Source organism: Kitasatospora nipponensis (assembly GCF_039528135.1).
In the GTDB taxonomy this organism is placed as follows: Bacteria; Actinomycetota; Actinomycetes; order Streptomycetales; family Streptomycetaceae; genus Kitasatospora; species Kitasatospora nipponensis.
Genome location: NZ_BAAALF010000001.1, coordinates 57,156 through 83,011 on the forward strand (window position 1 = coordinate 57,156; position 25,856 = coordinate 83,011).

Below are 25,856 nucleotides of genomic sequence, written 5' to 3' on the forward strand. Positions count from 1 at the left end.
TGGCAGAGTCGCCGGCGGCGCCGCCGGCTCGCCCGCCGACGGCGGGGCGGACGGCTGAGGCGGCTGGTCACCCGGCTGCTGGTGCTCGCGCTCCTGGTGGCGCTGGCCTACGGCGCGGTCGCGCAGGGCCCGCGGCTGGTCAGCGCGGTGCGGGACCGCTTCACGCCGCCGACCCCGGTGAACGCCGCCTCGGTGCGGGCCTCCAGCGAAGCCCCGGGCCACCCGGCCGCCGCCGCGGTCGACGGCACCTGGGACCACTACTGGGCACCGGTGGATCCGCCGTCGGGTCCCCCCGTCGGGCAGTGGCTGGAGGCGGACTTCGCCCAGCCCTTCCGCCTGGTCGACCTCGTGGTCAACTCCGGTTCCTCGGCGCACCAGGACGAGTTCCTGACCCAGGCGCGACCGGCCGACATCGAGATCACCGCCTGGGGCGGGGACGGCCGCGTGGTCCACAAGTCCGTCCGCCTGGAGGACAAGCCGGACTCGCAGACCGTGCAGCTGCCGATCGCCGGCGTCGTACGGATCCGGCTGACGGTCCAGTCGACCTACGGGATGCAGCCGGGCCGGCTGGTGGCCCTGGGCGAGGTCGAGTTCTACCAGCGGAGCTGACCCGGTCAGTTGCTCAGGGTCAGCGAGTGCAGCATCCCCTCGTACTCCTGGCGGGCCCGCTCGCCCGCCGCGACGTCGCCCGCCCGGTGGGCGGCGGCGATCAGCACCCGCCAGGAGGCGTCGCGGAAGCGGTCGAGGTCCAGGCTGCGCCGGGCGGCTGTGGCCGAGGCGTCGAAGTGGTCGAGTCCCAACTCCACCTCGGCCAGGGCCTGGTAGGCCTCCGCCGCCAGGTTGCGCAGCCGGGCGCGTTCGGTGACGACCCACTCGGCCGGGCCGTCCTCCGGCAGCAGGTCCCCGGTGTACAGCCGCACGGCCGCCTCCAGCAGCTCACCCCCCTGCGGCGCGGGCAGCGGGCGCGCGTGCCGCCAGCGCCGGACCGCGCGCTCGAACTCCTGCACGTCGCAGCGCACATCGGGCTCCGCGGCGAGCCGGTAGGAGGCGCCGTAGCGCACCAGGAACCGCGCCGAGCCGCGACGGCTCTGCGGTTCCAGGAAGGTCCGCAGCCGGGAGACCGTCACCTGAAGGTTGCGGATCCCCTGCTCGGGGGGGAGACCGGGCCACAGCGCGTCCAGCAGGTGGTCCCGGTGGAGCGCGGCGCCCGCGTGCATCGCCAGCAGCCGCAGCAGCGTGCCGGCCTTGGGACGGACACCCGACAGGTCGAGCTCCACGCCACCGCGCTCGATCCGGAAACCGCCCAGGCAGTGGAACCCCAGCGGGCCCGAAACGGCCACCGTCCCCGCCCGGTTGGCCACCGCCGTGGCCCCGCGGCCGGTGGCGTGACCCGCCGCGTGGCCGGCACCGGGCTGCCCGACCGCCGCGACCGCACCGACCGCCGCGACTGCACCGACCGTCGCGACCGCACCGACCTGCCCGACCGCTCCGACCGGCCCGACGCCCCTGCGGGTCCCGCCGGGCGAGGGCGTGCCGGCGGGCTCGGTCGGCTCGCCGGGCCCGCCCAGCACCACCGCGCGGGTCTGCAGCGCGAGCTCCAGCGCCCGCGGCCGCCCCCAGAGTTGGGCGAGCCGCACCTCCTCGGCCGAGAGCCGCTCGGCCTCCTCCTGCTCGCCGAGCCCGTGGTGGGCCCGGGCGGCCAGGGAACGCCAGTGTCCGTAGGCGATGCCCTGGATGCCCTGCCGGGCCAGGAACCGGCCGTAGCCCAGCGCGGCGTCCCGCGCCGTGCGCAGGTCCGACTGCTCCAGGCACAGGCGGCCGAGGGTGAGCAGGATCTCCGGCGGCCGCCCGCCCGCCTGTCCGGCGCTCAGCCCGTCCTGCTCCATCCACCGTGCCGCCTCCTGCGGCAGGCCCAGGCTCAGCAGGGCGTCGATCAGCAGGGCCTGCGCACGGACCCACAGGGCGCTGTCCTGCCGGACACCGACCCGCTCGACCAGCGCGCACGCCTCCCGGGCCGTCTCCACGGCCTGCGCCGTGCGCTCCTGGGCCAGTTCGAGGCGACCGCGGGTCAGCAGGCCGACCGCCGACTCGGGGCCGCGCCCCCACGGGGCCAGCAGCGGCGCGCAGGGCCGGTGGAGGCGGGGCAGATCGTCCTCCTCGGCCCGCATCAGCGTGCGCAGGTTGGTCCAGAACACCATCTCGTCCAGGAAGGCGTCCTGCGGGCAGTCCGCCAGGGCGCGGCGGGCCTGGGCCGCCGCGGCCGCCGCCGACCGGCCGGCCCGGCACTCCTGCACCCCGCGCAGGGTGGCCAGCACGCGGCGCACCTCGGGGACCCCCCGCCCGCGGCCGTCGAGCCGGGCCACCCGGCGGTCCAGTTCCCCCGGCGCCGTCTGGTCGGCCAGCACGGTGACCAGCGCCCGGGCCTCCAACCGCAGGGCCAGGTCACCGCCGTCCAGTTGGCGGACCGCGCCGTCCAGCACCCGGCGTGCCTCGGGCAGCGAACCGGAGGCGGCCAGGGCGTCGGCCAGTCGCTCCGCGACCTGGGCCTGCTGGAAGGGGCCCCGGGCGTGCCCGGCCGCCTGGGTCAGGTGTCCCACCGCCGCCCTGACGTCGGTGCGGCCCTCGGCGGTCCCCAGTTCGCGCAGCAGCGTCAGCAGGGCCTCCGGGTCGGGCTGGGGTTCGTACAGGGCGCGGGTCAGGTACCGCACCGCGGCCTCGGAGCGTCCCGCCGCGGCCGCCGCGCGGCCCGCCGCCCGCAGGATCTCCAGGGCCCAGCCCTCGCCGACCGGATCGGCCAGCAGCAGCTGGTGCACCGCCTCCTCCTGCCGTCCGCCGGAGCGGTACAGCACGCGGGCCGCCCGGACCCGCAGCGTGCTGGCGGTTCCCGCCGGCAGGAACCGCGCGATGGCCGCCCCGACGACCGGGTGCCGGAAGGCGAGTTGACGCCGGTTGAAGAGCACCCGGGCCTGGATCAGCCGGTCCGCGGCCTGCACCGCCGCCGCGTGCGCGAGCGGCACGACGGCCGCCGCCAGGGCCAGGTCCGCGCCGTCGCCCAGGACCGCGACGGCCCGCGCCAGGGCGAGGGCGTCCATGCCCAGGCGTTGCAGCCGCCCCTCCACGTCCTGCGCGATCGCCTGCGGCACGTGGGCCAGCAGGTCCACGGGACTCTGGGCGGACACGTCGCGGCGGGCGAGCTCGCCGAGCAGCCCGCGCAGCATCCGGGGGTTGCCGCCGGTCGCCTGCCGGCAGGCGAGCACGAAGCCCGGGTGCGGCTCACCGTCCAGGACGGTCCGCACCAGCCGGGCGACCTCCTCCGTGCCGAGCCCGGACAGCTCGGTGCGCAGCAGGTGGTCGGCCACGTCCTGGAACGCCTCCGGGTGGCAGACCGGTTCGCCGGCGCGCACCGCGACCACCAGGACCAGCGGCAGCCGCACGGCGAGGTGGACCAGCTGGCTGATCGCCTGGAGCGAGGACCGGTCGCACCACTGGAGATCGTCGACCACCAGCAGCAGCGGGGAGCGGGAGGCCGCCTCGTCGAGCCGGCGGTAGAGCGTGACCAGGGCTTCGAAGAGCCCGGCCTCGGAGGCGCGGCCGCCGTGCGGGACCGGATCCAGGTCCGGCACCCCCGTGAACCCCGGGGTGGCGAGCTGCAGGGAGGCGAGGACCTGCCGGGCCACCCCGAGCGGCTGCCCCCGGTCCTGCGGGTGGCACCGGCCGCGGGCGACGGTGAACCCGAGCCGCCGGGCGCGGGCGGCCGCCTCGACCAGGAAGGCGGTCCGGCCGATGCCCGCCTCGCCCTCCACCAGCAGCGCACCGGTCTGCCCGCCCAGCGCGGCCCGCAGCGCCCGCTCGACCGACGCCATGGTGGCCGCCCGTGACGATCCGCCGGCCTCCGCCCGGGACACCTGACGGGGTGGCCCGGCGTCGCTCCCGGTGGCGGCCGCCGCAGGGGCCGCGAGCGGTCCGCGCGGCCCGGACGTGGTCGACCCCTCGGGAACGGTGAACCGATGATGCGTCAAGTCAACAACCTCGCGCTGTCTGAGCGTCAGATGGGCGCCAACGGGACGTGCCAGCCGACCTTAACCGACGGGTAACCTGATGTCATCGTTCTGTGACGGCCGGCTGACAGGGACGCCCCAAAGGCTCCACCGCGCACCCTCAGATCAGGCCCTCCCGCAGCGCGTACGCCACCGCGTGCGCGCGGTTGCGAAGCTGCAGCCGGCTGGTCACGTCGTGCAGCACGTTCTTGACCGTGCGCTCCGAGTACGCCAGTTCGTCGGCGATCTCCCGGGTCTCGCGACCCTCCGCCACCAGCCGCAGCACCTCGATCTCGCGCGGATCCAGGCCGGAGAAGGAGATCCCGCGCGGATCCAGGACCAGGCGTTGCAACCGGCCCACCTGACCGAGCAGCCGGCCCAGCAGGTCGGGCGGTACCGCCCCCTCGCCGCGCGCGGCGGCCGTGATCACCTGGGTGAGCCGCAGCGCGGTCACCTCGTGACGGCGGATCAGGCCCACCACCCCGCACTCCACGGCCGCGGCCAGTCCGGACTCCGCCACCCGTGCCACCACCAGGACCAGCTTGGCCGCGGGACTGCGCCGGCACAGCCGTCGCAACAGGGCCACCGTCGCCGGGTCCACGCGTTCGGAGACGATCAGCAGGACGTCGGCCTGCTCCTCCTCCGCCGCGTCCAGGACCCGCACCTCGGGACAGAGGCGCAACTGGCTGACCACCCCGGACTGCGAGATCAGGTCGTCGGCGTGGACGAAGACGGCAACGCGTTCCACAACGTTCCTCCAGGGGTCGGACGGTCGCCGTCGCCGGGCCGGGTGCCCACGGCGTACGCGGGCGCACCGGGCCCGCTCCGGCGAGGGGGCACTATTGTGCGAAGGCGAGTTGCCATGTCCCTAACAGCGTCCTAACGGTCCGTCAGCTCTGCCCCCCACCGTGCCCCTACGGGCGCTGTGAACGGCCCGCGACCTGCCTACATTCGGCCGGCATGACCGTAACCGCCCACTTGGATTCGCACTCCCTCTCGGTAGATCCGGGCAGCGCGCAGCGCACCACCCTGCACATCCGCAACGAGGGTGACATCGTCGAGTCCTACCGGCTCTCCGTCGTCGGGGCCGCGTCGGACTGGACCGAGCTGGAGCCGTCCGCTCTGACGCTCTACCCCGGCACCGACGGGACGGTCGCCGTGACCTTCCGGCCACCGCGCTCCCACCAGCTCGCCGCCCAGGAACTCGCCTACGCCGTCCGGGTGGTGCCCACCGAACGCCCGCAGGGCGCGACCGTCCCCGAGGGCGTGGTGCGGGTGCTGCCCTTCCACGAGCTCGACGTACGGCTGCTCCCCAAGTCGACGCAGGGGCGGTTGCGCGCGCGGTCCCAGGTCGGGATCGAGAACCGGGGCAACACCGCCGCCTCGGTGCTGCTCGCCGCCACCGACCCCACCGAGCGCCTGCGGTGCTCCCTCAAGCCGGCGGCGCTGGTCGTGGGACCGGGGGAGCGGGCGCACGTCGACCTGGCGGTCCGCGCCAGGAAGCGCCTGTGGCGCGGGCGGGCCAAGGTCCATCCCCACCAGGTCACGGTGGAGACCGGCGAGGGCACCGAGCCGAGGACGGCCACCCTGCCCGGCAGTTACGAGCAACTGCCGATCCTGCCGGGGTGGTTGTTCGCGGCGGTCGGCGCCCTCGCGGCCCTGGTCGCCCTCTGGTTCGCCCTGGTGCGGCCCACCGTGCAGTCGGCGGCCCGGCAGTCGGTCGACGCCCAGGTGAAGCAGGCCGTCCAGGCGGCCGTCAACCCGCCCGCGGTACCGGGCGCCGGCGGGCAGGCGCCCGCACCGGGCGGATCGTCGGCCAAGCCGCTCGCCGGCCCGGGGGCGAGCCCGGGGGCCGGGCACGCTCCGTCCGGCGGTACGTCGGGCGGTGCTTCCGGTGCTCCGTCCGCCGGTTCGGAGCCGGCCGGCGGCAACGGCACCCCGCCGCCCGGGCCCGGCGGCGGTGGTGGCACCAACGGCGGCGCGACGGCGGGCGCGGGCAGCGTCCAGGGGCAGTTCTCCACCCGCCTGGACACCACGGTCAAGCCGGGCAGCCACGGTGAGGCGACCTTCCAGGTCCCCGCCGACCGGATGCTGCTGATCACCGACATCGTGGCCGAAGCCCCGCAGGGGGACGAGGGAGTCCTCACCGTGAGCATCGACGGCACGGTCGTGAGCTCCCTCGCGCTGGAGAACTTCCGCGACCACGACAGCCACTGGGTCACCCCCGTCCAGGCGTCACCGAAGAGCAGGATCGTGCTGTCGGTGGCCTGCCGGAAGCCGGGCACCCCGCCCGACGCGTCCGCTTCGACGGCCTGCGTCGAGTCACTGTTCGTCAACGGGCAGGCGGTCGCACCGCCCTCGCCGTCCGGCTCGCCCTCACCGCACTGAGCGAGCGCGCCCGCCCCCGGCCCGCCGCGCGGGCGGGCGCGCTCCGCGAGGCCCTATCCCGCCACCTCGGTGGCGACCTGACCCGCCGTCACGATCGTGATCTCGCCCTCCCAGACGCAGCCGCACATCGAGGCGTCGGTGAGCGCGGGTACCCCGGCGACCAGGACCGTGGGCGAGCCGGGTTCCCACGGCCCGCTGACCACCGGAACGCAGGGCTGTGGCGTGAGGACCCCCAGGGACTCCAGCGTCGCGTTCACCGCGGGGTTCTCCGGGCTCACGCAGACGCCGAACGAGGGGATGTTGACCAGCGGCACGGCGTCGGCGACGGTCGCGATCGGACCTCCCTGGGCCGTCGCGTCCTCGCGCAGGACCGTCAGCGGCACCGGTCCCCCCTGGCCGAACGAGCACGTCACCGCGGCGCCGTGGACCACCAGCCTGCCCATGCTCCCGTCCTCCCCACCCTCGACGCGGCCGCGGGCGTGGTCCCGGGCGGACGGCGCGCCCGGCCGACAGCCGCCGACAGTACCCCCCGGCCCGTCGGCTGGGCACCCTGCGCGCACCGGCGGCCCGCCGTCGCCCCGCCCGCACGGTCCCGCGGAGCCAGTCGAACCCTGCCCCGACCGGTGCCCTCGCGACCGTTGCACCGCCGCCCGCCGGCGCACTTCGTTAGCCCAGACCGGTCTACCGCGTTTCTCCCAGATGATCCGATCGTTGGTCTGCTCGTGCGGTCGAGCGATGCCCCGCGGGCACGGGTCGACGGCAGCCTGTCCGTGCCCCGGGGGCCTGCGAACGGAGACTTCGTGCGAGTGACCGACCTCCAGCGGTGCGAGATCCGGCCCGGACGCCTCGTGGAGTGGACGCTGCATCCGAGGGTCGTCGAGGCCGCGAGCCGCCTGCCGGACGATGCCCGCCCGCCCGCGTACGTGCAGGAGTCCCACGTGCGAACGGCCCGGGCGGTCCGCCGGGCCGGCCTGTTCGTGCCGACCTGGCTCGGCACCGCGTTCGACATCCCGGGGCGGGTCGACCTCGACGTCCTCGAAGGCGCGCTGCGGGCCTGGACGCTGCGGCACGAGACGCTGCGCAGCGGGCTGCGCTGGGTCGGCGAGGAGATGCGGCGCTTCACGCTGGACGCCGACGCCGTCGCGCTGCACCGCGCGGAGGTCGGCGACTTCCCCGACGCGGTGGCGCTGACCCGGTACCTCCAGGACCGCTTCGACCACGCGGCGGACGCGCTCACCTGGCCGAACTTCATCTTCACCGCCGTCGTCAGGGACGACGGCACGAGTGTCTACCTGGCGTTCGACCACACCAACGTCGACGCGTACTCGCTCCAGCGCATCGCCGCCGAGATCCACGAACTCTACGCGGCGGGCCTCGAGGGCCGTGCCGTGGAGCGGACGCCGGTCGCCAGTTACGTCGACTTCTGCGCCACCGAGCGCGCGAGCGCCGACCGGATCGACGACACGCACGCGATCGTCGCGCGCTGGCGGGAGTTCATCCACCGGTGTGACGGCAGACTGCCGGCCTTCCCCCTCGACCTCGGCCTCGATCCCGAAGCGCCGTTGCCGAGGCAGAAGTTGATGGACGAGATGCTGGTGGACGCCTCCGACGCGGCGGCCTTCGAGGCGTACTGCCGGCCCTACGGCGGGAGCCTGAGCGGCGTCCTGGCGGCCACCGCACTCATCGTCGGCGAGGCGGGCGGGCAGCAGGTGTACCGCACCGTCGTGCCGTTCCACACCAGGGCGCACTCCCAGTGGGCGGACTCGGTGGGCTGGTACGTGGGCGGCGCGCCGATCGAGGTTCCGGTGGCGCGGGCGCCGGACTTCGACGGCGCGCTGGCGGCGGTCCGCACGGCGCTGCGGGAGAACCGGCCGTTGTCGCGGATGCCCATCGCCCGGGTGCTCCAGTTGCTGGGCTCGGACTTCCGGCCCACCTCCCCGGACCTGTACTCGATCGTCTCGTTCGTCGACGCGCGCGGCATCCCGGGAGCGGAGCGCTGGCAGGACCTCAAGGCCTGCGCGCTGCTGCGGGTTTCGTACGGCGACCAGGTGTGCGCGTGGATCACCAGGCTCCACGAGGGGCTGCAGTTCGCCAGCCGCTATCCGGACACCGGCGTCGCGGCGAAGAGCATGCGGCTGTACGTCGAGCGGCTGCGGGAGATCATCGTCTCGGTGGCGCGCGAAGGCGTGGCCCGGTCCGGATCGCCGGCGCGATCGGTGGGCACCGTCATCAGTCCCCGAAGGTTCAACTCCCGGCAGTCGGCTTCCCTCTTCAAAGAGTGAACATTGCGCTACCTCTTGACGATGGTTCAGACCACTACGAGACTCCCTCGGAGGCGCTCGCTCCCGATCACCTCTAGGAGTGAGTGCCTTGTGAACTGACTCGAAGGCCCCTCCCCACGGCGGCCGGGAGTCATGCTCCGAGGTGACACCTGCACTTCCTCGGGGCCGATCTGGCGTTCACTTCACGAACACAGGCGAGAGGACCCCCCACCTCATGCATCGCACCGTTCCTCCGAGTCGCAGGCCCTCCCATCCGGGGCGGGGGCACCGCACCGTGGCGTTGCTCGCCGTCCTCGCCCTGGCGCTCGCCGGGCTGCTCGGCCTGACGTCCACCTCCGGGACCGCGGCCGCCGCGTCCGGCGACTACACCCAGAGCGTCACCCCACTGGGCGCCTCGCAGGCCCAGATCACCTTCACCCCGACGACGCCGGCCCTGTACGTCGACGTCCACTACCTGATCAACGGCACGGGCCAGCAGAACTTCCGGATGACCGACGCCGCCGGCAGCTGGACCCGGACCGTCGGCTCGCTCACCACCGGCACGCTGGTCGAGTACTGGTTCACCTACGAGAAGAACGGCCCGCAGTACGACACCCCGCACTTCAGCTACACGCAGGGCGCCGCAGGCGGCCCGGGCCAGGTCGCCACACCGGCGTTCAGTCCGGCCGGCGGCTCCTTCCCGAGCGCCCAGTCGGTCACCATCACCGACGCGACGGCGGGTTCGACCATCCGCTACACCCTCGACGGCTCGCTGCCCACGGCGTCGTCGACCCTCTACACCGGGCCGATCACCGTCGCCGCCTCCGCCACCGTCCAGGCCGTCGGCTCCGCCCCCGGCCTGACCGACTCGCCCGTGGCCGCCGCCACCTTCACCATCGGCGGCTCGACGACCGGATGCCCGACGCAGTCCGACACCCCCGACTTCGGGCCGAACGTGCACGTCTTCGACCCCGGCATGTCCAGCGCCGCCATCCAGTCACAACTCGACGCCCAGTTCGCCCAGATGAAGGACACCACCACCGCGCAGTTCGCCGAGAACCGGGTGGCCGACCTGTTCAAGCCCGGCGTGTACACCGTGGAGGACAACGTCGGCTTCTACACCTCGGTCGCGGGCCTGGGGCAGAACCCGGACGACGTGACCATCAACGGCCACGTCACGGTCGACGCGTTCAACGCCTCCGACGCGGGCAACGCGACGCAGAACTTCTGGCGTTCGGCGGAGAACCTGGCCATCAACCCGGCCGGCGGCGACCGCTGGGCCGTGGCGCAGGCGGCGCCGTTGCGTCGTGTCGACGTCCACGGTGACCTGCAGCTCTACCCCGCCAGCTACGGCTGGGCGAGCGGCGGCTACCTGGCCGACACCAAGGTGACGGGCCAGGCGTCCTCCGCCTCGCAGCAGCAGTGGTACACCCGTGACAGCAGCCTCGGCAGCTGGAGTGGCGGGGTGTGGAACATGGTCTTCTCCGGCACGGCCGGCGCACCGGCGACCACCTTCCCGAACCCCCCGGAGACCACGCTCGGCACCACCCCCGTCTCGCGCGACGTGCCCTACCTCTACCTCGACGGCACCGGCAGGTACCGGGTCTTCCTGCCCGCGCTGCGCACCGGCGCCTCTGGCCCCAGCTGGGCGGGTGGCAGCACCCCGGGCAGTTCGCGGGCGATGAGCCGGTTCTACGTCGTCAAGGCCGGCGACACCGCCACGACCATCAACGCGGCGCTGGCGCAGGGGTGCGACCTCTTCGTCACCCCGGGCGTCTACCACCTCGACCGGACGCTCAACGTCACCAAGGCCGACACCGTCGTGCTGGGCATCGGCTACCCGACGTTCGTCCCCGACAACGGGGCCAACGCGATGCAGGTGGCCGACGTCGACGGCGTCCGGCTCAAGGGCCTGCTCTTCGATGCCGGCACCACCAACTCGGCCGCGCTGCTGACCGTGGGGACCACCGGGTCCTCCGCGAGCCACGCGGCGGACCCGACGACGATCCAGGACGTGTTCTTCCGGATCGGGGGCGAGATCGCGGGCCGGGCGACCACGAGCCTGATCGTCAACAGCAGCGACGCGATCATCGACGACATCTGGGCCTGGCGCGCCGACCACGGCAACGCGGGCACGGTCGGCTGGGGCGTCAACACGGCCGACCACGGCCTGGTCGTCAACGGCGCCAACGTCGAGGCCACCGGCCTGTTCGTCGAGCACTACCAGAAGGAGGAGGTGACCTGGAACGGGCAGAACGGCAGGACGATCTTCTTCCAGAACGAGATGCCGTACGACGTGCCGAACCAGGCCGCCTGGACGGGTCCGAGCGGGGCCAACGGCTACGCCGCCTACAAGGTGGGCGCCGGCGTCACCTCGCACGAGGCGTGGGGGCTGGGCAGTTACTGCTACTTCAACGTCAACCCGTCGGTGAACGCCTACCACGCCTTCGAGGTCCCGGCCGCGGCGGGCGTGCGGTTCCACGACACGTTCACCGTCTCCCTGGGGGGCAAGGGCACCATCACCCACGTCATCGACGACACGGGAGCGATCACGCCCACGGGCAGCACCGTGCCCAGCAACGTGGTCTCCTTCCCCTGATCCGTCATCTCTCACCCGTCACCGGGAACCCGTCACCCCGCACCGGGCACCCCTCGCGCCGGCCGGTCCACGCTCCTCGGGCCGGCCGGCGCCGGCGCCCCCTGCGCTACCCGGTTCGCCCGGCCGGCGACGGTCCCGGGGCGACGTGGTCGCAGTCGTCGCGGGCCGGGACCGGGCGGGGCACCAGGCCCTCGTCCGGCAGGTCGAGGTAGTCGCAGTCGAAGTCGGCCACCACCAGCCGCGGCCGCTCGCCCAGGAGGGTGGCGACGACGAAGGCGGCGCTCGCCCGCGTGGTGTCGCGGGTGTGACCGAGCGGCAGCAGCGAGCGGGTCTCGGCGATGGCCTCGTTCTCCCCGGCCCGCAGCACGACACGGACACCCGGTGCCGCGCCGTGGGCGGCGACGGCCACGGCGATGTTGTCCAGCTCGTCCGACCCCATGGCGGCCAGCGCCCGCGCGCGGTGCAGTCCCAGCCGTCGCAGGACGCGGCGGTCCTCGCCGTGGGCGAGGACGACGGGTATGCCCTGGGAGCGGGCCAGCCGCAGGTGGGCGGCGGTCGGGTCGCGTTCGACGGCGACCACGGGGATGCGCAGCTGGTGCAGCGCCTGGCACAGGCGCAGGCCCACCTGTCCGAGCCCCACGACCAGCACGTGGCCGGAGCGGGGCAGCACCCGCGGGCCGAGGAGGCCGACCAGGCGCGGGCCGCTCATGCGGTTGACGAGGCCGGCGGTCAGCAGGGCGGTGAAGCCGAGCGTCGAGAGCATCATCGCGCCGGACACCGCCTGGTAGGCCCGGTGCCCGGGGTGCGTGCCGGCGGGTCCCACGGCGGTGACGACCCGCGCGGCCTCGACGAACGCCGTCCCCACCGGTTCGTGGAAGGCCGTGCAGAGCCAGGCCCAGTCCAGGCCCAGGACGGCCGTGATGCCGAGGAGTCCGCCGAGGAGCATCCGGGAGTCCGCGTCGTGCGGCCGCAGCTGGCCGCTCAGCCGCCCGACCAGCGACCGCCACCGGGCGGCTGGCGTGCTGCGCCACGGTGTGCGGACCAGCCGGCCGTCCTGCCGGCGCACCGCGGGCGCCGTGCGGGGCAGCGCCAGGAGGTCGGGGTCCGCGCAGAGTCCGGCCAGGGTGGGGGCGAGCAGTTCGGCCGGGGAGAGGGTGGTGCAGTGCGGCAGGAGGGCCTGGAGCTGCTGGGCGATGGTGCGGTCGAAGACGGCGACGACGACGGGTGTGGTGGGGCTGAGGTGCCGCACGGCCAGGGCGTAGCGGAGCGCGGTGACGTCGTCGCCGGTCAGGACCGCCACGCCCGGCGGCCCACCGCTCAGCGCCCGTTCGAGCTCCTGGTCGTCGGGGGTCGTCAGGTGGTGCACCCGGCGGCGCTGTTGGCGCAGCGCGGCGCAGACGCGTCGGGTGAGGCCGGTCGTCCCGATCACGACGAAGCCGTCCGGGTGTGGCGCGCGGTTTGAAGTGGCGTGACTGGCAGAGGCGTTGGGCACGGGGGCTTCCTCGTCGAGGCCTGGGCCGGGGGCCGGTGGCCGTCCGGCAGGGGGCGCGGCTGCGGGCGACTGCTGGGGGAGTGTCCGTAGCCGCGCCCGGTCAGCGCGGGAGCCGGCTCAGCAGGAGCCGCCGGCGCCGGGTCCGCCGAGGTGGAACGACGTGGCGGTGACGCTGCCGAAGCCGTAGGACCGGGGATCGGTCGCCCGCACCGTGAAGTTCGGCTGGTCGCTCGACCCGTACAGCTGGTAGCCCGAGATGGCGGAGGAGGTGGACCAGCTCCCGCAGGAGCCGTTGCCCATCCAGCTCTGGCTGGTCTGGTTGGGGTCGGCGACCTCACCGAAGGCGCTGACGAGCTGTGCGCTGGTGAAGGTGTCGGCCTGGGTGAGGGGGTCCCGCCAGAGCGAGTCGGGGAAGTCGCCGACGGCGTGGCCGTTGTAGTAGATCCACCAGGCATGGCTGGTGGCGTCGTGGTTGATCTGGAAGGTGGCGGTGGCCCCCGAGGTGACGGCCATGCCGGGCTGGACACCCGTGCCGCTCGCCGGCACGAAGCCGCAGCCGTTGTAGCACGTGACCTGGCCGCTGACCCAGTGGAAGACGAACAGGTGCGGCAGGTAGTCGCCGTTGACCTGCGGGTCGACGGTCCAGCCCACCTCGATCGTGGACTGCTGGTTCGCGTCCTGGAGGGAGAGCTCCTGCAGCGTGTGGCCCTGGGCGCTGGCCAGGTAGGGGGTGGCCTGCGTCATGGTGACGCCCGCGCCGGTGGCGTGGGTGCTCTGCTGACCGGAGACGTAGCTGAACCACGCGCCGTTGCGGTACGTGGCGGCCTGCGCGCCCTGGGCGGGCAGCAGGAGGGCGAGACCCAGCGCGGCGCCGAGCGCGGTGAGGGTTCTTCGGGTGGACATGGGCGACCCGGTTCTCTGTGGGGGTTGGTTCCGGGACGGGCTGTCCCGGGGGTCGTCGGGGTGCGGCGGCGACCGCTCGCGAGGCGGCCGCCGCCGCACCCCGCCGGGGAGGGGCCTGGAATCACGGACGAGGGCGCGGCGCCGCGGCCCGGGATCAGCCGGCCGCGCGGCGGGAGCACCGCTCATCGCGAGATAACTCCATTTACATGGCTGGTTAAGTTAGGCGTGACCGACGGTGCTCCGCAACCCCTGCGGCCGAGTCATTCGCTGCCGGGTCGTCGGCGTCCTCAGTGGCCGCCCCGCAGGTTCAGCACCACCACGCCCGCGATCACCAGGGCGATGCCCAGCCACTGCAGGCGTCCCATCGACTCCCCGAACGCCGCCACACCGATCGCGGCCACCGCCGCCGTTCCGGCGCCCGACCAGACGGCGTAGGCGACCGAGACCGGGATGGCGCGCAGCGCCCTTCCCAGCAGGGCGAAGGAGAGCGCGTACCCGAGGACGACGGCGACGCTCGGCAGCAGCCGGCTGAAGCCGTCGGTGAGCTTGAGGCAGGTGGTGGCGCACACCTCGGCGGCGATGGCCAGGGCGAGCAGCAGGTAGGGCATGGATTCTCCTGGTCACGGGTGGGCGCGCGCCGACGCTCCGGGCTCCGACGGCACTTGAGCGCCTGGCGGACTCGCCCGGCCTGCGCGTCGAGCGGCGCGGCAGGTCGCACACATCGGTCGTGCCGGGCACCCGCACCGGCCTCGCGCGGCCGTGCACCCGACACGGGCAGCGGCCTCGCGGCAGAATCTATACCTCACCGTCCCCTGCCGGTCGGCCGTCCCGTGCCGTTGCGCGCACCCCACCCCGCACCCCACCCCGCACCCCGTCCCGCACGCCCGCCCCCGCAACCGCCGGGCCCGTGGCCTGCCGTGATCGCGAAAAGTCCCTCGTGGGTGGGGGCTCAGGGCATACGGTGGTCGGCGTGCGACCCTCGACGGCCGGTCGCCCGAGTGGTACAACCTGGGTAACCAAATCGTTTTAGAAAAGTTGCAGCGCAAGACCTCCGGGAGGGTCGGATGACTCCGCGTGGCGGCGAGAAGCCCGCACGGCGGGCGGTCGGTATCCGTGACGTGGCCCGTGAGGCGGGTGTCTCGGTCACCCTGGCCAGCTTCGCGCTGAACGGGCGCGGCGGGGTCGCCGACGCGACCAGGGAGCGCATCCTCGCCACCGCGGACAGCCTCGGCTACCGGGCGAACCCGCACGCCCAGGCCCTGCGCAGCGGCCGGAGCACCATCTACGGGCTGGTCGTGCGCAACCTCTCCAACCCGTTCTTCCTCGACGTGATCAGCGGCGCCGAGGACGTGGCGCACGACGCGGGGGCGACGCTGCTGGTGGTGGACTCCGACTACTCGCAGGAGCGCGAGCGCCAGCACATCGAACGCCTCGCCGGCTACCGGGTGGGCGGGCTGGCGATCGCCCCGGTCGGCACCGGCGAGTCGGTCCGCTTCTGGCAGAAGCTCTGTCCCGACCTGCCGACCGTGGTGGTGAACGCGACCGCCGAGGGGATCGACGGCGTCTCGCGGGTGTCGCCGGACAGCCGGCAGGCCGTCGAGCTGCCCGTGCAGCGGCTGGCCGAACTCGGCCACCGGGAGATCGCGTTCCTGTCCGCCCCCGAGGCCCTGATGGCGGACAGCGACCGGCTGCGGCAGTTCCGCACCAGCGCCCGCCGGCTGGGGGTGAAGCCGCACGTGGTGCGCACCCCGCTGAACCTGGAGGCGGTGCGGAACGCCACCCTGAAGCTGCTGCGCGGCCCCCGGCGGCCCACCGCGCTGATCACCAACTCCGACTTCACCGCCTACGCCGTGTACAAAGCGGCCCGCGAACTGGGCGTCACCGTGGGCTCCGAGCTCTCCGTGGTGGGGCACGACGACCTGCCCACCTCGGAACTGCTCGATCCCCCGCTGGCCACGCTGCGCCTGGACCGGCGGGCGATGGGCCGTGCGCTGATGACCCGTCTGCTGGAGGACGGCTCCCCGGCCGACCACCAGCAGCACGTCGAGCTGGTCGAACGCGCCTCGATGGGCCCGCCGCCGGCCCGCGACCACTGACGCGCACCGCCGCGGGCCCGCGACCACCGACGCGCACAGCCGTGGGCGGGGACCGCTGACGCGGATCGCCGCCGCACCCCGCCGGGCGCCGTCCGCGGGCCGCGGTTCCGCCCCCTTGCGGCCGTCCCCCGGAGCTCCCAGGTGCCGTTCGGGGACGGTCCGATCGCGGTCCGACCACGGGCCGGTTGCGGGCCGGTAACAGCCGGGCCTCCCAGCTCTCCTGGCGTCCCGTCGGCCACTCGATCGGTTCCCGATCGCCGCCGTCCCACCCCTTGACAGCGAGCTGCGCTGTTCCCAGACTGGCCCAACTAAAACGTTTCAAGCAACGGGCAGTGAAGCCGGAACCCCCTCACCCAAGGGCTCCGACCTCGCCGGTCGCCGCCTCGGGGCACCGAGGAGGGCGCCGGTCCGCCCGCTGCACCCGGCACACCACACCCCCACACAGCCCCGCCCCGCGGCCGTCCCCTCAGGCGCCGACGGGATCGCGGGGCCACTCCCCACGAGGAGGTCGGCCCGTGAGGCGGACACGTCCCGAGAGCATCCTGGCCCTGGTCGCAGGCAGCCTGCTGCTGGCGAGCGCGTGCGGCGCACCCCCCGCACCGAGCAGCACCACCGGCGGTGCGGCCGGCCAGGCCGCGACCGCGAAGTCGGCAGCCGACCTCGGCGGCATGGACGCGCTGGTGGCCGCGGCCAAGAAGGAGGGCAAGCTCAACGTCATCGCCCTCGCTCCCGACTGGGCCAACTACGGCCAGATGATCGACGCGTTCACCAAGAAGTACGGCATCAAGGTCGACTCCAGCCAGCCGGACGCCTCCAGCCAGGAGGAGATCAACGCGGCCAAGCAGCTCCAGGGCACCGACCGGGTGCCGGACGTCTTCGACCTCGGCCAGAACGTGCTGCTCGCCAACACCGGTGTCTTCGCGCCGTACCAGGTGCAGACCTGGAAGGACATCCCGGACACCCTCAAGGACCCGAACGGCGTCTGGGCCGGCGACTACGGCGGCTACATGTCGATCGGGTACGACGCCTCCAAGGTCCCGCCGCCCACCTCGATCCAGGACCTGCTGAAGCCGGAGTACAAGGGCAAGGTCGCCCTCAACGGCGACCCCACGCAGGCCGGCGCGGCGTTCAACGGCGTGGTGGCCGCGGCGCTGGGCAGCGGCGGCTCGGCGGACAACATCGCGCCCGGCGTCGACTTCTTCGCCAGCCTGAAGAAGTCCGGCAACTTCCTGCCGGTCGACCCGACCCCCGCCACGATCGCCAGCGGCCAGACCCCGGTGGTCTTCGACTGGGACTACCTGCACGCCGTGCAGGCCATCAAGCTGGTCGGCAAGGTCGGTTGGAAGGTCGTGGTGCCCAAGGGCGCGGTCGTCGGGTCGTACTACGCCCAGGCCGTCAACAAGGGGGCGGCCCACCCGGCGGCGGCCCGGCTGTGGGAGGAGTTCCTCTACTCCGACCAGGGCCAGAACATCTGGCTGAACGGCTTCGCCCGCCCGGTGCGCGCCGACGCGATGCAGAAGGCCGGCACCATCGACCAGAACGCCTTCGCCAACCTGCCGGCGGTCGACGGCACCCCGGTCATCCTGACCCCGCAGCAGGCGGACACGGCCAAGGCGTACCTGGCCGCCCACTGGTCGAGCGCTGTCAGCTGATCCATGGCCTCCCTCACCCACACGCCCGCGGCGGGCTCCCCGAGCCCGCCGCGCGGCGGCGCCACCCGGCTGCGCTCCCTGGCGGCCTACCTCGGCGCCGCCCCCTTCCTGATCTACGTCGGCGTCTTCCTGCTCTACCCCACGCTCATCGTGGTCCTGGGCGCCTTCCAGGACGACGCCGGCCAGGTGTCCACCGAGAACGTCCAGGCGCTGACCGGCGGCGTCTACCTGGAGGCGTTCCTGCGCAGCATCGAGCTGTCGGCGACCACCGCGGCGATCGGCGCGGTGCTGGGCGCCCTGCTCACCTGGGCGGTCTCCACCGCCCGTCCCGACGGCGTGCTGCGCCGGGTGGTCACCTCCGCCTGCGGGGTGCTGGCCCAGTTCGGCGGCGTCACCCTGGCCTTCGCGTTCCTCGCCACCTTCGGGCTGACCGGCCTGGTGACGGAGTTCCTCAAGGACCACCTGGGCATCGACATCTTCTCCGGCGGCATGTGGCTGTTCGACATGCCGGGCCTGATGCTCATCTACACGTACTTCCAGATCCCGCTCATGGTGATCGTCTTCCTGCCGGCCATGGACGGCCTGCGCGCGCAGTGGCGCGAGGCCGTGGAGAGCCTCGGCGGCTCCACCTGGCGCTACTGGCGCCACGTGGCCGCGCCCGTGCTCGCACCGTCCTTCCTGGGCGCGGCCCTGCTGCTGTTCGCCAACGCCTTCTCCGCCTACGCCACCGCGGCCGCCCTCGTCTCGCAGGGCAGCCCGATCGTGCCGCTGGAGATCCGGGGCTTCCTCACCAGTGAGGTGATGCTCGGCCAGCAGAACGTCGGCAAGGCGCTGGGCCTGGGCATGATCGTGGTCGTCGGCGTCGTCATGGGCCTGTACGCGCTGCTCCAGCGCCGCGCCGCGAGGTGGTTGCGATGACCGTACCGACCAGCCCCACCGACCCCACCGGCGTGGCCCGGGCCGCGGCACGGGTGCCGGCGTCCGCGCCACCCGCACGCTCCGCGCGAGCGCCCCGCTCGGCCGCCCAGGCCCGCCTGCGCCGCCAGTCGGCGCTGCGCTGGGCGGTGCTGCTCCCGCTGGGCGCGTTCTTCCTGCTGCCGCTCGCGGCCATGCTGGAGTTCAGCACCCGCGAGGCGGGCAACCGGCACGACCTCGCCGCCTGGGCCGCGATCGGCGACACCCCCGAGCTGGTGCAGGGCATCACCACCTCGCTCTCGCTGGCCGGCCTCACCGTGCTGGTGATGCTGGTCCTGCTGGTGCCCACCCTCACCTGGGTCCGGCTGCGACTGCCCCGGCTGCGCCGGCTGGTGGAGTTCCTCTGCCTGCTGCCGCTGACCATCCCGGCCATCGTGCTGGTGGTGGGCATCGCACCGATCTACGCCTGGGTCGCCTACCTGATGGGCGACTCGCCGCTGACCCTGACCTTCGTCTACGTGGTGCTGGTGCTGCCCTACAGCTACCGGGCCATCGACGCGGGCCTGGCCGCGGTGGACCTGCCGACGCTGGCCGAGGCGGCCCGCGGGCTGGGCGCCTCCTGGTGGACGGTCCTGCTGCGGGTGGTCGTGCCGAACATCCGGGGCGCGCTGGTCGGCGCCTCGTTCCTGGCCCTGGCGCTGGTGCTGGGGGAGTTCACCCTCGCCTCGCTGCTGAACTTCGACAACCTCCAGGTCCAGATCAACCTGCTGGGCAAGCGCGACGCCGCGGAGTCGGTCGCGGTCTCGCTCGCCTCGATGCTCTTCGCCTTCGCCCTGCTGCTGGCGATCTCCTTCGTCGGCCGCCGGCGCCGCGGCACCACCTCGTCATGACGAACGGACGCGCAGGAAGCCTGATGGACCGTCACATTCGCTTCGGCGACCGGAGTTAGGGAACACAAGCCATGGGCTACCTCGAATTGCAAGCGGTCCGCAAGTCGTTCGGCGGCACCAGCGCGCTGGACGGTCTCGACCTCGAACTCGCCGCGGGTGAGTTCGTCAGCCTGCTGGGCCCCAGCGGTTGCGGCAAGACGACCGCGCTGCGCATCGTCGCCGGCTTCGAGTCGGCGGACAGCGGCCGGGTCGTGGTGAACGGCAAGGACATCACCCACGTGCCGCCCAGCAAGCGGGACATGGGCATGGTCTTCCAGAGCTACAGCCTCTTTCCCAACATGACCGCGCTGGGCAACGTCGAGTTCGGCCTGCGGCTGCGCAAGGCGTCCCCGGCCCGGCGGCGCTCGCGGGCCGCGGAACTGCTCGACCTGGTCGGGCTCTCGGCGCGTGCCGAGCGCTACCCGCACCAGCTGTCCGGCGGCCAGCAGCAGCGGGTCGCGCTGGCCCGCGCGCTGGCCATCGCGCCCAAGGTACTGCTCCTGGACGAGCCGCTCTCCGCGCTGGACGCGAAGGTGCGGGTGAACCTGCGCGAGGAGATCCGGCGCATCCAGACCGAGCTCGGCATCACCACGCTGTTCGTCACGCACGACCAGGAGGAGGCGCTGGCCGTCTCCGACCGGGTCGGGGTGATGTCCGAGGGCCGGCTGGAGCAGCTGGCCGCGCCGTCGACGATCTACCGGGAGCCGGCCACCGCGTTCGTGGCGCAGTTCGTCGGGATCACCAACGTGCTGCCGGGGGTGACCGACGGCGGCCACGTGCTGGTGCACGGGCACCGGGTGGCGGCCGGCGCGGCGAGTGGGCACCGGCGGGGCGCCCAGGTGAAGCTGATCGTCCGGCCGGAGGAGATCCGGGTCAGGGCCACCGAGCAGACCTCGGCGGACGAGCTGGCCGGGGTGGTGGTGACGCACAGCTTCCTCGGCCCGGTGACCCGGCTGAGCGTGCGCCTCGAGCACGGCGAGGGACAGATCGTCCGGGTGGACACCCCGTCCCGGCCCTTCGACGAGCACGTCGCGGGTGCCCGGGTGGCCCTGCGGCTGGAACCCGCGGCGCCGCTGGTCGTGGCCGCCTGACGGCCCGTCCACCGCACCCGCACCCGCACAGCACGACACAGCACGGCACGACACGGCACGACACGACACGACACGACACGGCAGGGCACGGCACCGCGCACCACCCGTACGACACGCACGACTGTCCACGAAAGGCAAGGCGCATGGGCGGATCACACCACACCACGCTGCACCGGACCCTGGGGGCCGGCCGGATCCTGCGGCAGGGCACCGAGCGGCCCTACCGGGAGCTGACGCTCCAGGACGGCGAGTCGCACATCGTCCGCGACGACCTGCTCGGCCGGGGCTGGGAGGCGCCGCCGGTGCGCGAGCGCCGCTCGCTGGTGTGCGTCGGCCATGTGACCGACCTGCAGATCGCCGACGTGCAGTCGCCGGTGCGGTTCGAGTTCTTCAACCGGGAGTTCGACGACCCGCGCTTCGCCGCGCTGGTCCCGGTGCAGCGTCCGCAGGAGGCGCTGACCGTGCACGCGGTGGACGCGGTCGTGCGCACCCTGAACGGCCTCGACGGCAGCCCGGTGACCGGGACCCCGTTGAGCCTGGTGGTGACCACCGGCGACGCGATCGACAACGCCCAGTGGAACGAGATGCAGATGTTCCTCGCCCTCCTGGAGGGCGGCCGGGTGCGGCCGAACTCGGGCGGGCCCGGCTACGAGGGCGTGCAGGGGCTGGACTGGCCCGACCGGATCTTCTGGCGGCCCGAGGGCGAGGGGCCGCAGGGCCCCGACCTGTGGCGGGAGCGGTACGGCTTCCCGCACCACCCCGGGCTGCTGCGGGCCGCGATCGCCGAGTTCGACGCCCCCGGACTGCAGCTGCCGTGGCTGGCCTGCTTCGGCAACCACGAGGCGCTCACCCAGGGCGTCGGGGCGCTGACCCGCCCGCTGCTGGAGTACCTGGTGGGCGGCCGCAAGCCGGTGGACCTGCCGAGCGGGCTGGACCGCGACCGGGCGCTGGACCTGTTCACCGAGCACCCCGAGGCGTTCCTGTCGGGCCGTCAGCAGCCCATCACCCCGGACATCGCCCGGCGCGGCATCACCCGCGCGGAGTTCGTCGCCGAGCACTTCCGGATGGGCGGACGTCCCTACGGCCACGGTTTCACCCAGGAGAACCTGCGCGAGGGCACGGCCTACTACACGCACGACGACCCGGACTCGGGCGTGCGCATGATCGGGCTGGACACCAACTGCCTGGCGGGCGGCGCCGACGGCTGCCTGGACGCCGAGCAGGGCCGCTGGCTCGAACAGCAGCTGGTCGAGGTGCACTCGCGCTACCGCCGCGCGGACGGCACCGAGGTGCGGACCTCGCACGAGGACCGGCTGGTGGTGGTCTTCTCGCACCACGGTCCCGACACCCTGATGAACCGCCGGGGCCTGGCCGCGGACTCCTCGGGGCCGCTGCCGCTGGTGGGCGCGGAGGACCTGGTCGCGCTGCTGCACCGCTTCCCGAACGTGGTGCTCTGGCTGAACGGGCACACGCACGTCAACACGGTCCGGCCGCGGCCGAACCCGAACGACACCGGCCGCGGGTTCTGGGAGGTCACCACCTGCGCGGTGATCGACTGGCCGTGCCAGGCCCGCCTGGTGGAGCTGGTCGACAACGGTGACGGGACGCTGTCGGTGCTGTGCACGATGGTCGACCACGACACGCCCGCCCGGCCGGACCCGGCCGACGAGCGGACCTGGCTGGCCTCGCTGCACCGCGAGATCGCGGCCAACGTGCCGTGGTCGGGGCTGACGTCGGCGATGGCCGGCGCGCGCACCGACCGCAACGTGGACCTGCTGCTGCCGTTCCCGTTCGGCAGGCCCTGATCCCGCACCGCGGGCTCCGCCCCTCAGGGGGAGGCGGAGCCCGCGGGGTGGGCCTCGGTCGGTGGCGGCCAGCAGTTCTAAAACGTTTTAGAGAGAAGGATGACATGACGTTCCCACAGGTGGCCTTCCTGCTGATAGCCACGCTGTTCGTCATCGTCACCGGCATGAACGACGGCGGTGCGGTGCTCGCCCCGGCGCTCAAGGTCCGCACCGTGTCGCTCGGCGCCGCGGTCGCCGTCCTCACCGTGCTGGTGGCCCTGGCCCCCGCGCTCTTCGGCACCCAGGTGGCGACCACGTTCGCCCGACGGCTCGTCACCTTCCACGGTGCGGACGGCCGGTTGGCCCTGTTCGTCGGCGTGGCCGGCGCGATCGTGGTGGTGGGCGCGCTCACCTGGCGCGGCATCCCGACCAGCCTGACCCTCGCGGTGGTCGGTGGCCTCAGCGGCGCCGGACTGGCCTCCGGCCAGCCGGTCGCCTGGGCGCGGGCCGGACTGGTGCTGCTCACCGGGGCACTGGCGCCGCTGGTCGGCGCGGGGGCGGCGTACGGGTTCTCGGCCCTGCTGGACTGGGTGCCCGCGGGCGCCTGGCTCGGCCGCGCGGTGGGCCGCACGCACCGGCTGGCGTTCCCGCTGCTCTGCTTCGCCTACGGCGTCAACGACGGGCAGAAGATGCTCGCCGTGCTCGCCGCCGCGACCACCGCCGGCACGCTCACCCGGGTGACGGCGGCCCCGCTCCCGCTGCTGGCGATGGCGCTGCTCTTCGTCCTCGGCCTCGCGCTCGGCCTGCGCCGGGCCGGCAACGGGCTGGGCAACCGGTTGCTCGCGGTGCGGCCGATGCACGTGGTGACGGCCGAACTGGCCGCCGCCGGCGTGGTGATCGGCTCAGCGGCGCTCGGCATGCCGGTCAGCATGACCCAGTCGCTCGCGGGCGGCTTCGTGGGCGCGGGAATGCGCCAAGGACTCCGGAAGATCCGTTGGGAGGCGGTTATGAAGATCGCGATGGCCTGGTTGGTGACCCTGCCCAGTAGCCTGCTCGTCGGCGCTGCGGCGGCGACCGCGGTGGGGTGGGCCCGATGAGCTCGCCGATGGCGTTCGCCCGCAGGACGATGGGCCCGCGCCGGCTGCGGACCCGGCTCGCACAGCTCTCCAACAGTGGGCAGGTGGACCTGCTGAGACTCCAACTCGGCGTCACCCGCCGGGCCGTGACCGTGGTCGGGGCGATGACCCTGGACGAGATCAGCCCGGCCGACGCGCGCGAGCTGATGACCTCCATCGAGCACGAGGGCGACGACTGCCGCGCCGAGCTGGTCGACCAGTTGGCCCGCTCGCTGGTCACCCCGATGGACCGGGAGGACATCTACCGGCTGTCGCGGTCCATCGACGACATCCTCGACTCGCTGCGCGACCTGGTCCGCGGCTGCGACCTCTACCAGGTCAACGACCTGGCCCGGTTCGCCCCCTTCCTGGAGGCGCTCTCGGCCGGGATCGACCACCTGGAGCTGGCCCTGATCGCCTTCACCGACTCGCGCGCCTCGGTGGGCCGCGCGGTGCTGGCGGCGAAGAAGTCCTGCAACCGGATGCGGCGGCTCTACCAGGAGCAGGTGGCCGAGCTGTTCGCCCGCGAGATCACCGCGGACGCGTTGAAGGAGCGCGAGTTGCTGCGCACCCTGGACACCGTGGGCCTGCACCTCGGCGCGGCCGGCGACGCCCTGGCCGACGGCGTCATGAAGCGCTGGCACTGAGCCCCGCCACGGCCAGGGCCTCTCTCACACCCCCCGACAGACGCAGGACAGGAAGGAACCGAGCGACCATGAGCCGGACCGGAACACTCGGCCCAGCCCAGCGCGACGAGGCACTCGCCGCGCTGGGCGGAGGCCACTTCGACGTGGTGGTGATCGGCGGCGGGGTCACCGGCTGCGGCGTCGCCCTGGACGCCGCCACCCGTGGCCTGTCGGTCGCCCTGGTCGAGGCGTGCGACTACGCCGCGGGCACCTCCAGCCGCTCCAGCAAGCTGATCCACGGCGGCCTGCGCTACCTGGAGCAGCGCGACTTCGCCCTGGTCAGGGAGGCCCTGCGGGAGCGCGGACTGCTGCTCGCCACGCTGGCGCCGCACCTGGTGCGGCCGGTGCGCTTCCTGCTCCCGCTCACCCGGCGGATCTGGCAGCGCGCCTACCTGGGCGCGGGTGTCGCGCTGTACGACCTGCTCGGCGGCGCCCGCTCGGTCCCGCGGCACCGTCATCTGACGAAGCGTCAGGCTTTGCGCGAGGCGCCCGGACTGGACCCGAAGGCGCTCACCGGGGCGATCCAGTACTACGACGCCCAGATGGACGACGCCCGGTTCACCGTGACGCTGGCCCGCACCGCGGCCGAGCACGGCGCCGTGGTGGCCACCGGCGTCCGGGTGGTCGCCCTGCTGCAGGAACAGGGCCGGGTCACCGGCGTCAGGGTGCGCGACACCGAGGGCGGCGGCGAGTACGAGGTGTCGGCCGGCCAGGTGATCAACGCCACCGGCAGCTGGAGCGACGACCTGCACGCCCTCGCCGGTCTGCGCGGGCAGCGCGCCGTGCGGGCCTCCAAGGGCGTCCACCTCGTGGTGCCGCGCGAACGCATCCGGCTCGCGGAGACCGGGCTGATCTCGCGGACCGAAAAGAGCGTGCTCTTCGTGATCCCCTGGGGCGCGCACTGGATCGTCGGCACCACCGACACCGAGTGGGACCTGGGCAAGGACCACCCGGCCGCCACCGCCACCGACGTCGACTACCTGCTCGACTGCGCCAACCGCCTGCTCGCCGACCCGCTCACCCACGACGACGTGGTCGGCGTGTACGCCGGGCTGCGCCCGCTGATCGACTCCGGCTCCCACCACACCGCCCGGCTCAGCCGCGAGCACGTGGTCTGGGAGCCCGTCCCCGGCCTGCTCACCGTGGCGGGCGGCAAGTTCACCACCTACCGGGTGATGGCCAGGGACGCGGTCGACGTCGCCGTCCGCGCGCTGGAGCGGGACGTGCCGCCGAGCCGCACCGAGTCGGTCCCGCTGCTCGGCGCGGTCGGCTTCGAGGCCCTGTGGGCCAACCGGGCCCGCCTCGCGGTCCGGTACGACCTGCCCCTGCCCTGCGTGGAACACCTGCTGCAGCGCTACGGCGTCGGCGTGAACGACCTGTTCGCGCTGCTGCGGGCGCGGCCCGAGCTGGCCCTGCCGCTGGAGGGCGCACCCGGGTACCTGGCCGGTGAGCTCGTCTACGCGGCCTCCCACGAGGGCGCCCTGCACCTGGTCGACGCGCTCACCCGCCGCACCCGGATCTCCGTCGAGCTGGCCGACCGCGGCCTGGCCGCCGCCCCGGCGGGGCCCCCCCCCCTGTGGCGGAGCCGGCCGACGGCGGCCGGGCCGCCGCCCGGGCGGCCGCCCGCCTGCTGGGCGAGGTGCTGGGCTGGGACGTCGGGCGGACGGCCGAGGAGGTCGACCACTACCGCCGGCGGGTGGCCGCCGAGCTGTTGTCGCAGCGTCAGGCCGACGACGCGAGCGCGGACGCCGCCCGGGCCGCCGTGCCCGACCCGCGGGAGCGCGGGGTCGAGCTCGTATGAGCCGGCGACCGGCGGACACCGGGCCGCCGGCCCCGCGGCCGGCGGGGGGGGGGGGGGGCGGGGGGGGGGGGGGCGGCCGCGGGGGGACTCCACGATGATCGTCGCCC

Annotated in this window: 18 protein-coding genes and 1 pseudogene; 13 read left to right on the forward strand and 6 right to left on the reverse strand. The window is 73.9% G+C overall.

All coding sequences use genetic code 11. From position 1 onward, the window contains the following. Positions 1 to 609 (forward strand): discoidin domain-containing protein (locus tag ABD323_RS00230; protein WP_344437507.1); only part of this gene is annotated, 609 nt, incomplete at its 5' end. Between the two features lie 5 nt (positions 610 to 614). Here ABD323_RS00230 and ABD323_RS00235 read toward each other — a convergent pair. Together ABD323_RS00235 and ABD323_RS00240 are read right to left on the reverse strand one after the other, a co-directional pair. Then, positions 615 to 3,863 (reverse strand): ATP-binding protein, encoded by a 3,249-nt coding sequence (locus ABD323_RS00235; RefSeq protein ID WP_344437510.1) that lies wholly within the window; start codon positions 3,861 to 3,863, stop codon positions 615 to 617. Between the two features lie 295 nt (positions 3,864 to 4,158). After that, a complete protein-coding gene (locus tag ABD323_RS00240; RefSeq protein ID WP_344437513.1) occupies positions 4,159 to 4,785 on the reverse strand; it encodes a response regulator transcription factor in 627 nt (208 codons plus the stop codon). 212 nt (positions 4,786 to 4,997) lie between these two features. Here ABD323_RS00240 and ABD323_RS00245 point away from each other — a divergent pair, with 212 nt between their 5' ends. Further along, positions 4,998 to 6,425 (forward strand): COG1470 family protein, encoded by a 1,428-nt coding sequence (locus tag ABD323_RS00245; RefSeq protein WP_344437515.1) that lies wholly within the window; start codon positions 4,998 to 5,000, stop codon positions 6,423 to 6,425. Positions 6,426 to 6,478: 53 nt separating this feature from the next. Here ABD323_RS00245 and ABD323_RS00250 read toward each other — a convergent pair whose 3' ends face one another. Beyond that, the gene (locus tag ABD323_RS00250; RefSeq protein WP_344437517.1) at positions 6,479 to 6,868 is read right to left on the reverse strand and encodes a DUF4280 domain-containing protein; all 390 of its coding nucleotides are present in this window, start codon (positions 6,866 to 6,868) and stop codon (positions 6,479 to 6,481) included. Between the two features lie 357 nt (positions 6,869 to 7,225). Between ABD323_RS00250 and ABD323_RS00255 the strand changes: the two genes are divergently transcribed. Together ABD323_RS00255 and ABD323_RS00260 are read left to right on the forward strand one after the other, a co-directional pair. After that, positions 7,226 to 8,707 (forward strand): condensation domain-containing protein, encoded by a 1,482-nt coding sequence (locus ABD323_RS00255; RefSeq protein ID WP_344437519.1) that lies wholly within the window; start codon positions 7,226 to 7,228, stop codon positions 8,705 to 8,707. A gap of 274 nt (positions 8,708 to 8,981) precedes the next feature. Continuing rightward, the gene (locus ABD323_RS00260; protein WP_344437521.1) at positions 8,982 to 11,285 is read left to right on the forward strand and encodes a chitobiase/beta-hexosaminidase C-terminal domain-containing protein; all 2,304 of its coding nucleotides are present in this window, start codon (positions 8,982 to 8,984) and stop codon (positions 11,283 to 11,285) included. Positions 11,286 to 11,391: 106 nt separating this feature from the next. On the opposite strand, the gene ABD323_RS00265 is transcribed toward ABD323_RS00260, so the two are convergent. The 3 genes from ABD323_RS00265 to ABD323_RS00275 all read right to left on the reverse strand — a co-directional run bounded on the left by ABD323_RS00265 (position 11,392) and on the right by ABD323_RS00275 (position 14,288). Continuing rightward, complete coding sequence (locus tag ABD323_RS00265; RefSeq protein ID WP_344437523.1) at positions 11,392 to 12,714, reverse strand: NAD-binding protein; 1,323 nt, start codon at positions 12,712 to 12,714, stop codon at positions 11,392 to 11,394. A 180-nt stretch (positions 12,715 to 12,894) separates the two neighbouring features. Further along, on the reverse strand, positions 12,895 to 13,680 hold the full coding sequence (locus ABD323_RS00270; protein WP_344437525.1) for a neprosin family prolyl endopeptidase: 786 nt from the start codon (positions 13,678 to 13,680) through the stop codon (positions 12,895 to 12,897). A gap of 287 nt (positions 13,681 to 13,967) precedes the next feature. Continuing rightward, positions 13,968 to 14,288, reverse strand: coding sequence for a DMT family transporter (locus tag ABD323_RS00275; protein ID WP_344437528.1), 321 nt, complete (start codon positions 14,286 to 14,288; stop codon positions 13,968 to 13,970). Positions 14,289 to 14,744: 456 nt separating this feature from the next. Here ABD323_RS00275 and ABD323_RS00280 point away from each other — a divergent pair, with 456 nt between their 5' ends. The 9 genes and pseudogenes from ABD323_RS00280 to ABD323_RS00320 all read left to right on the forward strand — a co-directional run bounded on the left by ABD323_RS00280 (position 14,745) and on the right by ABD323_RS00320 (position 25,749). Further along, entirely contained in the window at positions 14,745 to 15,776 is a 1,032-nt protein-coding gene (locus ABD323_RS00280; protein WP_344437530.1) for a LacI family DNA-binding transcriptional regulator, read from the forward strand. 515 nt (positions 15,777 to 16,291) lie between these two features. After that, positions 16,292 to 17,428, forward strand: coding sequence for an ABC transporter substrate-binding protein (locus ABD323_RS00285; RefSeq protein ID WP_344437533.1), 1,137 nt, complete (start codon positions 16,292 to 16,294; stop codon positions 17,426 to 17,428). A 3-nt stretch (positions 17,429 to 17,431) separates the two neighbouring features. Further along, positions 17,432 to 18,346 (forward strand): ABC transporter permease, encoded by a 915-nt coding sequence (locus tag ABD323_RS00290; protein WP_344437535.1) that lies wholly within the window; start codon positions 17,432 to 17,434, stop codon positions 18,344 to 18,346. Next, positions 18,343 to 19,233 (forward strand): ABC transporter permease, encoded by an 891-nt coding sequence (locus tag ABD323_RS00295; RefSeq protein ID WP_344437537.1) that lies wholly within the window; start codon positions 18,343 to 18,345, stop codon positions 19,231 to 19,233. The genes ABD323_RS00290 and ABD323_RS00295 overlap by 4 nt, the downstream gene beginning before the upstream one ends. Before the next feature lie 71 nt (positions 19,234 to 19,304). Beyond that, a complete protein-coding gene (locus ABD323_RS00300) occupies positions 19,305 to 20,363 on the forward strand; it encodes an ABC transporter ATP-binding protein (RefSeq protein ID WP_344437539.1) in 1,059 nt (352 codons plus the stop codon). 143 nt (positions 20,364 to 20,506) lie between these two features. Further along, positions 20,507 to 22,168, forward strand: a complete 1,662-nt coding sequence (locus tag ABD323_RS00305; RefSeq protein ID WP_344437541.1) for a TIGR03767 family metallophosphoesterase — start codon at positions 20,507 to 20,509, stop codon at positions 22,166 to 22,168. A 104-nt stretch (positions 22,169 to 22,272) separates the two neighbouring features. Beyond that, entirely contained in the window at positions 22,273 to 23,244 is a 972-nt protein-coding gene (locus ABD323_RS00310; protein WP_344437543.1) for an inorganic phosphate transporter, read from the forward strand. Next, entirely contained in the window at positions 23,241 to 23,909 is a 669-nt protein-coding gene (locus ABD323_RS00315) for a DUF47 domain-containing protein (protein WP_344437545.1), read from the forward strand. Before ABD323_RS00310 ends, ABD323_RS00315 begins: the two co-directional genes overlap by 4 nt. Positions 23,910 to 23,977: 68 nt before the next feature. Beyond that, positions 23,978 to 25,749 (forward strand): annotated as a pseudogene (locus ABD323_RS00320) (glycerol-3-phosphate dehydrogenase/oxidase). The last annotated feature ends 107 nt before the right edge of the window (positions 25,750 to 25,856 follow it).

Bases quoted from the DNA above. Each gene is read 5' to 3' on its own strand.
- ABD323_RS00270 (WP_344437525.1), bottom strand. From the start codon at position 13,680: ATGTCCACCCGAAGAACCCTCACCGCGCTCGGCGCCGCGCTGGGTCTC.
- ABD323_RS00250 (WP_344437517.1), bottom strand. From the start codon at position 6,868: ATGGGCAGGCTGGTGGTCCACGGCGCCGCGGTGACGTGCTCGTTCGGC.
- ABD323_RS00315 (WP_344437545.1), top strand. From the start codon at position 23,241: ATGAGCTCGCCGATGGCGTTCGCCCGCAGGACGATGGGCCCGCGCCGG.
- ABD323_RS00305 (WP_344437541.1), top strand. From the start codon at position 20,507: ATGGGCGGATCACACCACACCACGCTGCACCGGACCCTGGGGGCCGGC.
- ABD323_RS00245 (WP_344437515.1), top strand. From the start codon at position 4,998: ATGACCGTAACCGCCCACTTGGATTCGCACTCCCTCTCGGTAGATCCG.
- ABD323_RS00280 (WP_344437530.1), top strand. From the start codon at position 14,745: ATGACTCCGCGTGGCGGCGAGAAGCCCGCACGGCGGGCGGTCGGTATC.
- ABD323_RS00300 (WP_344437539.1), top strand. From the start codon at position 19,305: ATGGGCTACCTCGAATTGCAAGCGGTCCGCAAGTCGTTCGGCGGCACC.
- ABD323_RS00275 (WP_344437528.1), bottom strand. From the start codon at position 14,288: ATGCCCTACCTGCTGCTCGCCCTGGCCATCGCCGCCGAGGTGTGCGCC.
- ABD323_RS00235 (WP_344437510.1), bottom strand. From the start codon at position 3,863: ATGGCGTCGGTCGAGCGGGCGCTGCGGGCCGCGCTGGGCGGGCAGACC.
- ABD323_RS00295 (WP_344437537.1), top strand. From the start codon at position 18,343: ATGACCGTACCGACCAGCCCCACCGACCCCACCGGCGTGGCCCGGGCC.
- ABD323_RS00310 (WP_344437543.1), top strand. From the start codon at position 22,273: ATGACGTTCCCACAGGTGGCCTTCCTGCTGATAGCCACGCTGTTCGTC.
- ABD323_RS00290 (WP_344437535.1), top strand. From the start codon at position 17,432: ATGGCCTCCCTCACCCACACGCCCGCGGCGGGCTCCCCGAGCCCGCCG.